Annotated in this window: 13 protein-coding genes; 9 read left to right on the top strand and 4 right to left on the bottom strand. The window is 69.7% G+C overall.

Features of this window, described 5'->3' with window-relative positions:
- The first annotated feature begins 190 nt into the window (after positions 1 to 190).
- From ACQ5DX_RS21520 to ACQ5DX_RS21480, 9 genes are all read left to right on the top strand, one after another.
- On the top strand, positions 191 to 1,171 hold the full coding sequence (locus tag ACQ5DX_RS21520) for an ABC transporter substrate-binding protein (RefSeq protein ID WP_430334509.1): 981 nt from the start codon (positions 191 to 193) through the stop codon (positions 1,169 to 1,171).
- Positions 1,168 to 1,974, top strand: a complete 807-nt coding sequence (locus ACQ5DX_RS21515; RefSeq protein ID WP_430334508.1) for an ABC transporter ATP-binding protein — start codon at positions 1,168 to 1,170, stop codon at positions 1,972 to 1,974. The genes ACQ5DX_RS21520 and ACQ5DX_RS21515 overlap by 4 nt, the downstream gene beginning before the upstream one ends.
- Positions 1,971 to 2,804, top strand: a complete 834-nt coding sequence (locus tag ACQ5DX_RS21510; protein WP_430334507.1) for an ABC transporter permease — start codon at positions 1,971 to 1,973, stop codon at positions 2,802 to 2,804. The genes ACQ5DX_RS21515 and ACQ5DX_RS21510 overlap by 4 nt, the downstream gene beginning before the upstream one ends.
- Positions 2,805 to 2,840: 36 nt before the next feature.
- Positions 2,841 to 3,623: a class II aldolase/adducin family protein gene (locus ACQ5DX_RS21505; RefSeq protein WP_430334506.1), complete on the top strand. Its 783-nt coding sequence runs from the start codon at positions 2,841 to 2,843 to the stop codon at positions 3,621 to 3,623.
- A 161-nt stretch (positions 3,624 to 3,784) separates the two neighbouring features.
- On the top strand, positions 3,785 to 4,789 hold the full coding sequence (locus tag ACQ5DX_RS21500; RefSeq protein WP_430334505.1) for an NAD(P)/FAD-dependent oxidoreductase: 1,005 nt from the start codon (positions 3,785 to 3,787) through the stop codon (positions 4,787 to 4,789).
- Between the two features lie 3 nt (positions 4,790 to 4,792).
- Entirely contained in the window at positions 4,793 to 5,113 is a 321-nt protein-coding gene (locus ACQ5DX_RS21495) for a DUF362 domain-containing protein (protein ID WP_430334504.1), read from the top strand.
- The gene (locus ACQ5DX_RS21490) at positions 5,113 to 5,964 is read left to right on the top strand and encodes an alpha/beta fold hydrolase (protein WP_430334503.1); all 852 of its coding nucleotides are present in this window, start codon (positions 5,113 to 5,115) and stop codon (positions 5,962 to 5,964) included. Before ACQ5DX_RS21495 ends, ACQ5DX_RS21490 begins: the two co-directional genes overlap by 1 nt.
- Before the next feature lie 140 nt (positions 5,965 to 6,104).
- A complete protein-coding gene (locus tag ACQ5DX_RS21485; protein ID WP_430334502.1) occupies positions 6,105 to 6,995 on the top strand; it encodes an IclR family transcriptional regulator in 891 nt (296 codons plus the stop codon).
- A 146-nt stretch (positions 6,996 to 7,141) separates the two neighbouring features.
- Positions 7,142 to 7,807 (top strand): DUF6891 domain-containing protein, encoded by a 666-nt coding sequence (locus ACQ5DX_RS21480; protein WP_430334501.1) that lies wholly within the window; start codon positions 7,142 to 7,144, stop codon positions 7,805 to 7,807.
- A 41-nt stretch (positions 7,808 to 7,848) separates the two neighbouring features.
- On the opposite strand, the gene ACQ5DX_RS21475 is transcribed toward ACQ5DX_RS21480, so the two are convergent.
- From ACQ5DX_RS21475 to ACQ5DX_RS21460, 4 genes are all read right to left on the bottom strand, one after another.
- Complete coding sequence (locus ACQ5DX_RS21475; RefSeq protein WP_430335766.1) at positions 7,849 to 9,354, bottom strand: AMP-binding protein; 1,506 nt, start codon at positions 9,352 to 9,354, stop codon at positions 7,849 to 7,851.
- A gap of 34 nt (positions 9,355 to 9,388) precedes the next feature.
- Positions 9,389 to 10,336: a quinone oxidoreductase family protein gene (locus tag ACQ5DX_RS21470; RefSeq protein ID WP_430334500.1), complete on the bottom strand. Its 948-nt coding sequence runs from the start codon at positions 10,334 to 10,336 to the stop codon at positions 9,389 to 9,391.
- Positions 10,337 to 10,401: 65 nt separating this feature from the next.
- Positions 10,402 to 12,735, bottom strand: coding sequence for a CoA transferase (locus tag ACQ5DX_RS21465; RefSeq protein ID WP_430334499.1), 2,334 nt, complete (start codon positions 12,733 to 12,735; stop codon positions 10,402 to 10,404).
- A 124-nt stretch (positions 12,736 to 12,859) separates the two neighbouring features.
- Positions 12,860 to 13,840: an ABC transporter substrate-binding protein gene (locus tag ACQ5DX_RS21460; protein WP_430334498.1), complete on the bottom strand. Its 981-nt coding sequence runs from the start codon at positions 13,838 to 13,840 to the stop codon at positions 12,860 to 12,862.
- Between the last annotated feature and the right edge of the window lie 29 nt (positions 13,841 to 13,869).

Genomic DNA, 13,869 nt, shown 5'->3' with positions numbered 1-13,869 from the left:
ACAGGTCAGCATGTTTCTCGCGCGCTTCCGATCGTGTGCTGCGGCATGTTCGGATGTTGCGCCCACGTAAGTTCTCCGGCCCGGTCCGCACGGTGGACCGCGTTCGTTCTCGTCGCGATTCGCCGCCGTTAGGTTTCTTCACCACGACCCCGCAAATGCGGCGCAGATCACAGAACGAAGGTGTGCACACATGGCCTGGCGATCGACATTCGGCAAGGTGACCCTTGCATCAGCAGCACTTGTTCTCACCGTCGCCGCGGGGGCGTGCAGCCGCCCGGCCACCCAGAGCACGGCCGACACCGGCGGCGGCCCCCTCCGGATCGCGGTGGGCATCGACGCGTCCTACGCCCCGTTCTTCGTCGCCGATCAGGAAGGGATGTTCGCGGACGAGGGGCTCGACGTCCAGCTGGTCCAGTTCGGACGCGGCGGCGAGGCCGTGGACGCGCTGGCCACCGGCCAGGTCCAGGTGGCGGGAAGCTCGGACACCACCACGATCGCGCAACTGCGGCAGAATCCCTCGCTGCGGGCGATGTACTCGTACGAGGTGTCCGGCGACTACATCAAGGTGGTGCTCCGCAACGGGGTCGACTCGGCGGCCGGCATCAAGAAGATGGGCATCGTGCCGGGACTGAGCCAGATCTCGACCGACAAGTACCTCGAGGCCAACGGAATCGCCCCGGGCGCAGTCGAAATGATCACGGCCACACCGACCGACATGCCGGCGCTGCTGAGCCGCGGCGACATCGACGGTTACGTGCTGTGGGAGCCGTGGCCGGCCACCGCGCTGTCCCAGGGCAGCGGGCACGTCGTCGCGGTCACCGGTGACTACGACTGGTTCTACCACCACTGGGCCATCACCACGGCGCCGTGGCTGGAAAAGAACGAGGACACCGCGCGCAAGATCGCGAAGGTCCTCGCCGAGGCGAGCGAGCGCGTCGAAGCCGATCCCCAGACGGCGGCGGTCGCGACCAAGAAGGCCGTCAACGTCGCCGAGGACCAGACCATCACCGCCGTCGGCGAAATCGATTTCGGTGTCGAGAATCTCACCGACAAGGACGTGGAGTCCGCACAGTCGATCGTCGACTTCTACAAGAAGATCGGCGTTCTCTCCGAGCAGCCCGACCTCACCTCGGCGATGCTGCTCGATTGGTACCAGGAGGACAAGCAGTGACAGCGACAACCACCATCAAGGGCGTCCCCATCGACGTCCGCGACCTCGGTATCAGTTTCGGTGCCGCCGAGATCGTCTCGGGTATCGACCTCGACGTCCGGCCGGGCGAGTTCGTCTGCCTGCTCGGCCCGAGTGGCTGCGGCAAGTCGACCCTGCTCTCGGCGATGGCGGGCTTCGTGAAGCCGTCCGCGGGTGAGATCGTCTGCGACGGCGACGAGGTCTACGGGAGCAACCCGCACGCGGGCATGGTCTTCCAGAGCTCGGAGGCGCTCTTCGAGTGGATGACCGTCAGTCAGAACGTGGCGTACGGGCCGCGGATGCACGGCGCGGACAAGGCGTCCCAGGCGCGGATCGCCGCCGAGTACCTGGCGATGGTCGGTCTGCCGCACGCGGGCGACAAGTTCCCGGCACAGCTTTCCGGCGGTATGCGTCAGCGCGTGCAGATCGCGCGCGTGCTCGCCAACCAGCCGTCGCTCGTGCTGATGGACGAGCCGTTCGGTGCCCTCGATGCCCAGACCCGTCAGGTGCTGCAGACCGAACTCGACAAGATCTGGCGCCACACCGGATGCACCGTCGTCTTCGTCACCCACGACATCGACGAGGCCCTGACCCTGGCGGACCGCATCGTGGTCATGTCCGCGGGCCCGAAGGCGCGCATCAAGAGCATCTACGAGGTGCACGCCCCGCGACCGCGTGACCGCGCCGATCACGCGGTGATCGATCTGTACGAGCAACTGCGCGACGACATCCGCGCCGAGGTCGTGGCGTCGCTGCGCAACCAGGGCATCGAGGAGGAGCTATGACCGCCGTGGCCGACACACCCGCCACCGTGCGTGCCGCCCGCACGCAACGCGCCCGTCGCCGGAGTGCGGGGGCGTCCGGCGCCGCCGTCCGCACCGCTCTCCTGTGGATCGCGTCCGCCGTGATCGGCCTGGCCGTGTGGTCGTTCCTGGCCTGGTGGTACGGGCCCACCACCATTGCTTCTCCGGCCGAAGTCTGGAAGGCCGCAACCGAACTGGCCGAGAGCGGGGTGCTGTGGACGTCGATCTGGGCGTCCGCGCAGCGCATCCTGATCGGCTGGAGCCTGGGCGTGGTGATCGGTGCGCCGATCGGCATCCTCATGGGCCGCGTGAACATCGTGCGTCAGCTCCTCGACCCCTACATCGAGTTCTTCCGCTTCATCCCGCCCATCGCGTTCGTGACGCTCGCGGTCGTGTGGTTCGGCATCGGCGAGACCTCCAAGGTCGTGCTGATCTTCTACACCTCCGTCTTCATCGTCACCGTCAGCACGATCGCCGCGACCGTCGCGATCAGTGACAACAAGCTGCAGGCAGCGACGAATCTCGGTGCGGGCAAGCTGCAGATCATGAAGACGGTGGTGCTGCCGTCGTCGGTGCCCGGCATCGTCACCGGCGCCCGCCTCGCGATGGGCAACAGCTTTCTGACGATCGTCTCCGCCGAGATCGTCGCCGCCGACCACGGCATCGGCTCCATGATCTGGCAGGCCCGCAACTACGGCCGCATCGACTGGACGTTCGTGGGCATCATCGTGCTGGGCATCATGGGCTTCCTGTTCGACCGGATACTGCGCCTGCTCTCCACGCGGTACCTCGCCCGGTACGGCGTCAAGTAGATCCGTTCTTCCATCCGTCGAACCCGAAAGGACGCAATGACACACGCACCCACCATCGCCGAGTTGGCCGGTATCCCCGGACGGCCCGAGTCGGACGACGTCGAGACCGAGCGGCGGCGTCGCAAGGTCGCGGTGATCGGCGGCTACCGGATCCTGTCGCGCTTCGGCCTCGACGAGGGCATCTCGGGACACATCACCGCCCGCGACCCGGAGCGTCCCGACACGTTCTGGACGGCGCCGTTCGGCCGGCACTTCTCCCGCGTCACCCCGGACGAGCTGCTGCACGTCGACTCCGACGGCACCATCCTGTCGGGCGACGGGCCGCTCAACCGCGCCGCGTTCGTCATCCACTCCAAGATCCACGAGGCGCGCCCGGACGTCGTGGGTGCCGTCCACGCCCACGGACTGCAGGGCAAGGCGTTCTCGTCGCTGCACCGGCTACTCAGCCCGATCACGCAGGACGCGTGTGCCTTCTACGAGGATCACTCGATCTACGACGAGTACCACGGTGTCGCGCTCGACGAGGAGGAAGGACTGCGCATCGCGGCCGCACTCGGGCCCAACAAGGCGGTGGTTCTCACCAACCACGGACACCTGACGGTCGGCACCTCGGTCGAGAGCGCCGTGTGGTGGTACGTGTCGATGGAGCGGTCGATGCAGGCCGAGCTGGCCGCGCGGGCCGCGGGCGATCCCGTTGCGCTGCAACACGACGTCGCCACGCAGACGTACGAGGCCGTCGGCACCGAGAAGGTCGGCTGGTTCGCGTACTCGACGATCATCCAGAAGATCGCCGCGGAGGAGCCGGACATCTTCGGCTGACCCCGCGGCACCCGCTGACGGCGGGCCCACCGGCAGACCTCCCCTTCGCCGGTGGGCCCGCCTTTCGGCGTGCGTGGACCCGGCGGTCCGGGGGCGAACGCAGTCTACTGACCGGACCGGTTTCATATGTCAAGGGCGCCAGCATTATTAGCGTTGTCGACATGAACGCTTCGTCCAACGTCTCGACCGCACTCGAGGTCGACATCCTGATCATCGGCGCCGGCCCGGCGGGCCTCTACGGCGCGTACTACGCCGGATTCCGGGGCCTGCGGGTGGCTGTGCTGGACGCGCTGTCCGAACCCGGCGGTCAGGTGAGTGCGATGTACCCGGAGAAGGCCATCCTCGACATCGCGGGCTTCCCGTCGGTCAAGGGTCGCGATCTGATCGACGGCCTCCTGCGGCAGGCCGCGCCGTACGACCCGCAGTACCTGCTGGGCGAGCAGGCACAGACGCTGACGCACGATGCGGACGGCCGCGTCGTCGTCGGAACGAGCTCGCGACGCACCGTCACCGCCGGTGCTGTGATCATCACCGGCGGCATCGGCACTTTCACGCCCCGGCCGCTCGCCAAGGGGCTCGACTTCCACGGGCGCGGCCTGAGCTACTTCGTGCCGGACCTCTCGGCGCACGCCGGCAAGGACGTCGTGATCGTCGGCGGCGGCGACAGCGCGTTCGACTGGGCGGTTCACCTCGAGCCGATCGCGTCGTCGGTCACGCTGGTGCACCGCCGCGACAAGTTCCGGGCCCACGCGGCCACCGTCACGAAGGTGCGCGAGAGCAGCGTGCGGATGATCGTCAACGCCGACATCGCCGCCGTCCGCGGCAACGGCTGGATCTCGGAAGTCGACGTCGCACACAAGCTCGAGAAGAGCACCAGCACGTTGCCGGCCCAGTCCGTCATCGCCGCACTCGGATTCACCGCCGACCTCGGTCCGATGACGGAATGGGGCCTCGAGATCGACTCTCGCCACATCGTCGTGAACACCCGTATGGAGACCGCGGTTCCGCGCGTGTACGCGGCCGGCGACATCACCGACTACCCCGGCAAGGTTCGGCTCATCGCGGTCGGCTTCGGCGAGGCCGCAACCGCGGTCAACAACGCCGCCGCGGCGATCGACCCGGATGCCGAGATCTTCCCCGGACATTCCACCGAACAGGAGGGCTGAACAATGGCATTCGTCATCGGCGAGGCATGCATCGACTACATGGACCGGTCCTGCATGGAGGAGTGCCCGGTCGACTGCATCTACGAGGGGGAGCGCAAGCTCTACATCAACCCGAACGAGTGCATCGACTGCGGCGCATGTGAACTCGCGTGCCCGGTCGAGGCGATCGCCGTCGATCGCAAGGCCGACCCGCAGTTCAAGGAGGACGCCAAGCGGTTCTTCCTCGAGATCCTGCCGACCCGGGCCGAGCCGGTGGGCAACCCGGGCGGGGCGGCCAAGATCGACGTGATCGGCGTCGACACCCCGATGGTGGCGGCGTACTGATGGGCGTGCGGTTCGGCTACGCCGACACGTCGTTCGGTCAGCTGCACTACGCCGAGCAGGGCCGGGGCCCGGTGATCCTGCTACTGCACCAGACCCCGCGGTCGTGGGACGAGTTCCGGGAACTGATTCCTCTGCTGGCGAGCAACTTCCGGGTGATCGCGATGGACATGGTCGGATTCGGGGCGAGCGCCACACTGCCCGCGCCGCAGACCATCGAGGCGTTCGCGCGCGGCGCGTGGGAACTGCTCGACGCGCTGGGGATCGAGCGGGCCACCGTCCTGGGGCACCACACCGGCGCCGCGGTGGCGCTCGAGATGGCGGCCGCGGACGAGGGGCGGATCGACGCCGTCGTGCTGTCGTCGTGCCCGTGGGCGGACGCGGAGTATCGAGCCGGCCATTCGGGTGCGGGTGGGGTGGACTGCGCCGACCGAAGCGCCGACGGCGCCCACCTGCAGACACTGTGGGACCTGCGGCGGCCCTACTATCCGGAGCCGGTCACCGACTTGCTGGACCGGTTCCTGCGCGACGCGCTCGCCTTCGGTGTGGACCCGGCCGAGGGCCACCGCGCGTGCGGCCGGTACCGCATGGAGGACAGGGTCGGGGCCGTCACGGCACCGGTGCTGCTGATCGGCGCAGGCGCCGACCCGTTCTCGATGCCCAACCTGCCGAAGCTGCGCGCCCACCTGAGGGGCGCGCCGACGGTGACGGAGGTCGTAATCGAGGACGGAACCGTGGCGCTCGTCGAACGGCACGCGGACCGCGTCGCGGCAGCGGTGTGCGAGTTCCTGGCGAATGTGAACACCGGCGCCGTTGCAGTGACTGCGGACACCCCACCGACGGGGCATTTGTAAACACTGTGAAACCGGTCCGCTGGGCGGAACGTGTGACGTGCGTCTCGGGACTTTGGTCCCTAGCGTCACTGGCACCGAAAGGGCTGAGCCGCTCGGGAGCCCGAGTCGGAGCGAGTCCCGCAGAGTGCCAGGAGGCCGCAGTGACGACAGCGATGCAGCGATCGGTCGATCTCGGTTCGGTGGTGCCGATCCAGTCGGCGCAGGGACAGGGCGGTGAGATGTCGTCGGTGCTCGGGAAGGCCCGATCGATCCTCGACGCCTTCGACAACGACCACAGCGACCTGTCCCTCACCGAGCTGACGCGGCGCAGTCGGGTCGCCAAGGCCACGGTGCATCGGCTCGCCGGAGAGCTGGTCGAGTGGGGCCTGCTCGAGCGTGCGGGCACGAAGTACCGTCTGGGCCTGCGCCTGTTCGAGCTTGGGCAGCTGGTGCCGCGCCAGCGGATCCTGCGTGACGCGGCGCTGCCGTACATGGAGGACCTGCTGCTCGCGACGCAGGAGACCGTCCACTTCGCGGTGCGGGACGGCATCGACGTCCTCTACATCGAGAAGATCATCGGCCACCGCGGCCTCAACCAGCAGTCCCGCGTCGCCGGCCGCCTGCCGCTGTACTGCACGGCGACCGGAAAGATGATCCTGGCGTTCTCACCGCAGTCGGTGTTCGACGAGGTCGTCGAGCAGGGCTTCACCGCCCTCACCGCACGCACGACGATGTCCGTGTCGGTGCTGCGGCAGCAGCTCGAGCGGATGCGCAAGGAGCAGTTGGCAGTGGAGGTCGAGGAGACCCGGCTCGGGTACATGAGTGTCGCGGTCCCCGTCTTCAGCGGCCCCACGACCATCGCCGGCGCGCTGTCCGTCACGGGTCCCACGGTTCGCCTCAACGTCAGCCGCGTGACCGGGGCCCTGCGCACCGCAGGTGTGGGCATCAGCCGGGCCCTGCACGCGATGAAGTGCACGCACTCGCCGGCCGACGCCGGTCACGCGATGGCGTGCAGCCCCACCATGTGTTCGTTCAACGGCTGCGGCAAGTGACCGGCGAAGTGATGTGATGCATTTCGGCGCTACGTCCACCGCGTCGACGAGTTCCCGACGACGGCACGGAGCTGTCGTGGGAGCTGGGTACTGTCGTGGCCGCCGGGCGATGTGCCTGGTTCCGTCAGCTATCTGGAGGTGGCGCCGTGAGCGCGTTGTCCAACCCGAACACGTTCCCGCCCTACGCCATTCTGCCCGACCTGCCCCTCGACGAGGACGACCGCGCCGAGCTCACCCAGCAGATCTGGGCTCTGCTGATCACCGGCCGCGACGACGTCGACGACTTCGTCGACCTCTACGGCGACGACTACGACCTCACCGACGAGCAGCTCGAGGCGGCGTTCGTCGCGCTCCGCACGGCCCGGCTGCGTCAGCAGGCGGAGATCGGGACGTACACGTCCCGCACGATCGCCGCGTTCGAGGAGCTCAATGCCAACGGCGTGGTCGCTCGCGCGGACTTCTCCTGCTGCGGCAGCTGTGCGTCCGGTGAGATCTGGGAAGAGCGTGACGACAGCCGCCACTGGAAGGGCTACGTGTACTTCCACCAGCAGGACACCGACCGTCTCGTCGAGGACGGGTCGACCTACGTCGGCTTCGGCGCGTTTCCGCCCGAGACATTCGACCAGGCCGCCTACGACGCGCTCAGCGAAGACGCGAAGGAAGAATTTTACGCGGCCGACGTGACGCGCCTGCTCGAGGCCGAGGTGTTCCCCGTCCTACGGCGGCACGGTATCGAGCCGGAATGGAACCGGGACCTGGGTACGCGCGTGCTGCTCGAGAACGCCGACTGGTACGCCCCGATCGAGGCGTAGCGCGCTGCTGCGGAGACGTCACGTCCCGGCCCGGGCGGACGTCAGCGGGCGGGAGCGATGCCGGCCGCTTCGGCGTCCCACGTGGTCGGCCCGACGCCGCGCTCGCGCAGTTCCGCCTTGCGCACCTTGCCGGTCTCCGTGAGCGGCAGGACATCGACGACGTCGACGTAGCGGGGCAGCGCGAAGTAGGCGAGGTGGGGCTCGGCGAACCGGCGCAGTTCGGCGGGATCGACGCGCTGGCCCGGTCGCGGGACCACGGTCACCATCACCTCGTCCTCGGCCAGTTCGGAGGGAACGGGGAACACCGCCGCCTGCGCCACAGCGGGATGTTGTCCGAGGACGTCTTCGACCTCGGCAGACGAGATGTTCTCGCCGCGCCGTCGAATGACGTCCTTGATCCGATCGACGAACCGGAACCAGCCGTCGGGCTCGCGGACCACCCGATCGCCGGTGCCCAACCACGCGCCGGCCGACGGGGGAGCGTCGCCGAGGTAGCCGAGCGCGAAGGCGCCGTCGAGCTCGGTGCGCACCAGCAGCTCGCCCGGGGTGCCGTCCGGAACGGGGTTGCCGGTCGGCTCGACGACGAGCGCGTCGTACCCGGGCATGATCGTGCCGAGGTAGCCCGCGCGCCGCGCTCCCGGCGCGGTGCCGAGCACGAGATTGGTCTCGGTGGTGCCGAATCCGTCGATCAGCTCGACGCCGAACCGGTCGCGGAACGGCTGCCACAGTCGTTCGGGGGTTGCGGGGGACAGCGCGCGGGTGGCCCGGTGCGCCCGATCTGCCGGTGCCGGCGGCCGCCCGGCGAGCATCGCGACCATGGCGCCAAGCAGGTACACGACCGTCGCGTCCGCGTCGGCCACCCGGTGCCAGTACTCGCGCACCGAGAAGTGCTGTCCCAGAACGAAGGTGCCGCCCGCCACCACGGACTGGAAGAACGCGTTGATCGCGTTGGTGTGGAACAGGGGCAACCCGTTGTAGAGGACGTCGTCCGCGTCCAGGTCCAGCGACGCGCCCACACCCCGGCCCCACCAGAGGAACTGGGCGTGGGGGCAGAGCACCCCCTTCGGCAGCCCGGTGGTGCCGGAGGTGAACAGCACCGCCGCCGGGTCGAGCGCCGAGATGCCCGCTGCGGGTCGGACGGGCGCCGAATCCGGCTGCGGCGCAGACTCGGTGCCGACAGTCCATAGCTGGCCCCGGAAGCCCGCGGCCTCGATGCGTGGGGCGTACTCCGGTTCCACGAGCAGCCGCTGCGCGCCCGACACCGCGAGGACGTGGGTCAGGGCATCGCCCCGGAGAGCCGTGTTGAGGGGTACCGCGACGGCGCCGAGCCAACTGCAGCCGAGGATCAGGTCCAGCAGCTCCAGGCGGTTCGCCGACATCGCGGCCACCCGGTCTCCGCGCCGGACACCGCGGCCCGCCAGCGATCCGGCCGTCGCGGCCGCCCGATCCGCGAGCTGCCGGTAGGTCAACCGCACGTCCTCGACTCGCAGCGCGGTGTGACCGCCGCGCCGAATCGCGCGGTCGACCAGTAGCGCCGGGATCGTCATGGGATCCGGCAGCGGCAGCGGGCCGGTCACGGTGTCACGGCACGACGACGGCACGTCCGGCGACCTTGCCCTCGCGCATCAGCTGCAGCGCGTCGGCGATGTCGTCGAGCGGGAACTGCTGGACAGCGAGGCGGATGTCCCCGGCGACGAGCCGGGCGATCATGTCCGGTGCCAGCTCGGCCTGCCGGGCGGTCTTGCGAATCATGTTGACCGGCAAGATCGCAACGTCGCTCAGGAGCCAGTTCGGCAGGTCGATCGTGAGCTGGGTGCCGAGGGTGTAGCCGATCAGGGCGGCCCGCCCGCCCGGCACGACACGCGCGAGCAGGTGCGGCAGCGCGTCCCCGCCCAGGGTGTCGATCAGCACCTCCGCGACGGGGTCGGGGCCGAGGGCGTCGGCCACCTCCGCACCGCGGCCGACGATCGGCCGGACTCCCTCGGGCAACAGCGCGACCTGGTCCTCGCGGGGCACCACGCCGATGACCTCGGATGCCCCGGCCAGCAGCGCGAACTGTGCGGCCATCGACCCCACCGCGCCGGACGCCCCGGACACGATCACCCGCTCACCCACCCGGACGTCGGCGACGTCGTGGACGGCCACGTATCCGGTGGTGCTGGGGAGCAGGAAGGTCGCCGCCACCGCGGGGTCGAGCCCCGAATCGAACGGCGTGAACGCCTTGTCCGCGGCCACCACGTACTCGGCCCAGCAGCCGTTCTTGAACAGCCCGATCCCGCTGCCGCGCACCAGGACCCGGGCGCCCGGCTCGAAGGTGTCCGACTCGACGACGGTGCCGGCGCCGTCGGTGCCGCCGATGTGCGGCAGCTGAGGGCGGACGTCGAAGTTCCCGCTCGCCACCGTCATGTCGAGGTGGCCGAGAGCGGCCGCATCGATGCGGACCAGGGTCTGACCGGGCTCCCGGGTGGGGACGTCGACCTCGTCGATCACGGGAGCCTGTCCGAAACTGTGGAGCCGGGCGGCGCGCATGTGTTCTCCTTCTGGATCTTTCGAGCAGTGGGGGCGGTCGAGGTGGACCGTGGAATCAGGTCGGGTCAGGTCAGGACGCCGTCGGCGCGCAGGCGGGCGATGGTCTCGGGCGGGTATCCGGCGACGTCGCGCAGGACGTCGTCGGTGTCGGCGCCGAGCAGCGGTGCCGCGCGCCGGACGGCCACCGGCGCGCCCACGCGCACGGGTGCGCCCTCGTGCAGGAACCGGCCGACCTTCGGATGGTCGCCGGGAACGTAGTAGCCGCGGGCCCGCAGGTGCGGGTCGCTCTCGACCAGGTCGCGGCCGTTCTGGACGGCGCCGGCGGGGACACCGGCGGCCTGGAGGATCTCGGCGGCGGTCTCGGCCGGCAGCGGCGCAGCCCACGCCGCGATCGCGTCGGCGATCTCGGTCTCGTGTTCGCGGCGCGCGTGTGCGGTCCCGAAGCGGTCGGCCCAGTCCGGACGTCGGAGCACCTCGCACAGGTGACGCCAGTCGGTCTCGTCGCGAACCGCGATCGCGCACCAGCGGTCGGCGCCGAGGCACCGGAAGACACCGTGCGGCGACATCGTGGGATGGGCATTGCCGATCGGGGTGGGGAACCGCCCGGTGCCCGTCGCCTGCACGACGCTGGTGCCCATGTGCGAGGCCATCGCCTCCAACTGCGACAGGTCGACGTGCTGACCGCGGCCGGTGCGGTCGCGGTACTCGAGCGCGGCGAGGACGGCGGTCGCGGCCTGCAGACCCGCCACGATGTCGCCGTGGCCGTAGATGACGCCGACCACCCGGTCCGCGTCCCATCCCGTCAGGGCGGTCAACCCGGTTGCCGCGGAGACGATGTCGGCGTACGACACCCAGCCGCTGCGCGGGCCGGTGTGGCCCATGCCGGACATCGAGACGTACACGATGTCGGGGCGCAGTTCACGCAGTCGCTCGTACCCGAAGCCCATCTTCTCCATGACGGAGGAGCTGAAGTTCTCGACGACGACGTCGCTCTGCGCGATCAGGTCGGCCAGGACCTCGAGCCCGGCGGGCGAGCGCGTGTCGAGGGTGATGCTGCGCTTGTTGCGGTTGACGTCGTTGAAGTACCCGCTGGTGTCGGGATCGTCGTGCGGCCCGCGGGACAGGTGCATGAACGGCGCGAACCGCGTCGGGTCCGGACGACCCAGCGACTCGACCTTGACGACGTCGGCGCCGTGGTCGGCGAGGATGCGGGTGCAGTACGGTCCGGCCAACACCCACGTCAGGTCGAGGACGCGGATGCCGTCGAGGGAAAGCCCTGTCGAATCCGCTTCGGGCAGTCCAGGATCCGGAACAGCCGCCCGATCGAGCAGCGCTTGGTGCTCGCCGACGTCGGCCACGGCGAGATCCCGCACCCGGGTGCCTTCCGGAAACGCGAAACCGAAGCCCAGGTCGCGCGTCACGCCGTCGCGCGAGACCACGTCGACGAAGAAGTCGCGGTCGTTCAGTTGCGGGTTGACGAGCAGCTCGTCCGGGCGGTCGACGGCCGACCACGGGAGCTTGCGGGACTGCGCCGCGACCGCGAACTCCTCCTTGGTCCACTTGTCGAGGAAGCGCTGCACCACCTCGAAGATGTGGTCCTGGTGCCGCTTTCGTTCCACCGGATCACTCCAGCGGGGATCGGCGAGGTCGTCGGCCGCGCCCTCCTCGACGAGCCAGGCCAGCAGCGCGTCCCACATGCGCGGGCTGCCGCCCAGCCCGCCGCCGAGATAGCCGTCGGCGGCTCGGAACAACCCGTGCGGCACCAGCGGGTGCACGCGTCCGGGCCGCGGCGGCACCCGGTCCTCGTGCAGGTAGGCGAGCGTCCCGGCCTCGAGGCTCGCGGCAACGCATTCCTGCGCGGAGACGTCGACGACCGGAACCGGGCCTCGCCGGCGCGCCCGCAGGCCCAGGAGCGCCGCGATCGCGGCGTTGACTCCGGCCAACTGCTCGGCCTGGCCCTGGGGCAGCAGCAGGGGCGGACCGTCCGGGTCGCCGACCTGCGCCAGCATGCCACCGAGTGCGGCGACGGTGAGATCGGTTGCCGCCCAATCGCTGCGCGGCCCGTCGGTACCGAACGGCGTCACCCGGACGTGGACGGTGGAACCACCCTGCACCGCGGCGGGTTCGGCGCCCGGTGCGCTGCCGTCGAGGAAGATGTCCGACGCGGCGACCAGTCGCGCGAGATCGCGGCGCCCGGCCTCCGATTCGAGATCGAGGACGACGGACTTCTTCCCGGCGTGCCAGTGGGCGAAGGCGTGCCCGCCGAACTCGCGTCGGGTGGCGTCCCCGTCGGGGGACTCGACCAGGACGACGTCGTAGCCGAGGCCCACGAGGATGCGTCCGGCGAAGCGGGTGAACGGGCTCGACAGTTCGACTACCCGGATTGCGGATTCGTCCACGGCTGCTCCGATCGGTGACGCGGGTTTTCGGTGAGTGCGCCGACCCTATGGCGGCCACGGGCGCGAGGAAACGGTTCCGTTCTGCTGACCGAACCGGGGCGGTCCGGTCAGCAGAACGGGGCCGTCATTCGTTCTTCGCGTGCTCGGTGACCCACCCGTGCAGCATCACCGTGTCGGTGTCGACGGTGCCGGTGATCTTGCCCTGGTCGCGGAAGAACGTGACCAGATCGTCGGCGCGGGCCGCGTCGTCGGCGGTGAAGTCCCGTCCCACGAAATCGATCTGGGTCACGGTGCGCTTCGCCTCCGCCGGATCCATCTGGATCGCCGAAGAGATTGCGGCGGCCGCACGATCGGGGTCGGAGTTCACGATCGCGGCCGCGTCGGCGACGACGCCGAAGACCCGCGCCGCCAGTTCCTCGTTCGCGGACAGCCACGACTCCGAGGTGAGCAGCCACTGCGAGTACCGGGCGCCGAAGTCGCCGCTGGTGCCGACGACACGTCCGCCGGTCGCGACGGCCTGCGCGACCCACGGGTCGAACGAGATGAAGCCGTCGATGTCACCGCGGGCGAGGAGGGCCGGCTGCTCGGGCGGGCTGGTGCTCACCAGCTTCACGGCGGCGGGGTCGAGGCCGAGACTGCGCAGGTACGCGTGCGTGAAGTAGAGGCCGATGCCGGGGAACACGCCCATCGTCTTGATCGTCTGGGGCGTGACACCCGACCGGAGGACTACCTGGAAGTAGCGGTCGGACTCCTCGTAGACGCCGAGCGCGCGCAGGCTCGGATTGGCGGCCATCACCGTCACGGCGGTCGAGTCGGCGTTGCCGGACATCTCAGAGGTGCCGGCGACGACGTTCTGCGCGCCCGCGGCGCCGCCCTCGGTCTGGATGATCTGCACGTTGAGGCCCGCTGCCTCGAACAGGCCCTCCTTCTCGGCGACGAAGAACGGTGCGTAGGAGGGATCGACGCCGACCGAGATGCGGACGAGGCCGTCGGGGGACGAGGAAGCGGACTCGGAGGCGGGTCGCGAGCACGCGGTGGCGGCGACGGTGACCGCGGCCAGTGCCGCGACGGCGGCGACTGCGCGGCGCCGGAATCTGGATGTCATGGGGTGTCCTTCGGACGGAGTGGAGTGGT

Source organism: Rhodococcus sp. ACT016, assembly GCF_050477185.1.
Classification (GTDB): domain Bacteria; phylum Actinomycetota; class Actinomycetes; order Mycobacteriales; family Mycobacteriaceae; genus Prescottella.
The sequence above is the reverse complement of the archived record's forward strand: the minus strand, read 5'-3'. Positions and strand labels throughout refer to the sequence as shown.

Excerpts from the sequence above, each read along its gene's own strand:
- ACQ5DX_RS21520 (WP_430334509.1), top strand. The coding sequence starts at position 191 with ATGGCCTGGCGATCGACATTCGGCAAGGTGACCCTTGCATCAGCAGCA.
- ACQ5DX_RS21510 (WP_430334507.1), top strand. The coding sequence starts at position 1,971 with ATGACCGCCGTGGCCGACACACCCGCCACCGTGCGTGCCGCCCGCACG.
- ACQ5DX_RS21505 (WP_430334506.1), top strand. The coding sequence starts at position 2,841 with ATGACACACGCACCCACCATCGCCGAGTTGGCCGGTATCCCCGGACGG.
- ACQ5DX_RS21500 (WP_430334505.1), top strand. The coding sequence starts at position 3,785 with ATGAACGCTTCGTCCAACGTCTCGACCGCACTCGAGGTCGACATCCTG.
- ACQ5DX_RS21495 (WP_430334504.1), top strand. The coding sequence starts at position 4,793 with ATGGCATTCGTCATCGGCGAGGCATGCATCGACTACATGGACCGGTCC.
- ACQ5DX_RS21490 (WP_430334503.1), top strand. The coding sequence starts at position 5,113 with ATGGGCGTGCGGTTCGGCTACGCCGACACGTCGTTCGGTCAGCTGCAC.
- ACQ5DX_RS21475 (WP_430335766.1), bottom strand. The coding sequence starts at position 9,354 with ATGACGATCCCGGCGCTACTGGTCGACCGCGCGATTCGGCGCGGCGGT.
- ACQ5DX_RS21470 (WP_430334500.1), bottom strand. The coding sequence starts at position 10,336 with ATGCGCGCCGCCCGGCTCCACAGTTTCGGACAGGCTCCCGTGATCGAC.
- ACQ5DX_RS21460 (WP_430334498.1), bottom strand. The coding sequence starts at position 13,840 with ATGACATCCAGATTCCGGCGCCGCGCAGTCGCCGCCGTCGCGGCACTG.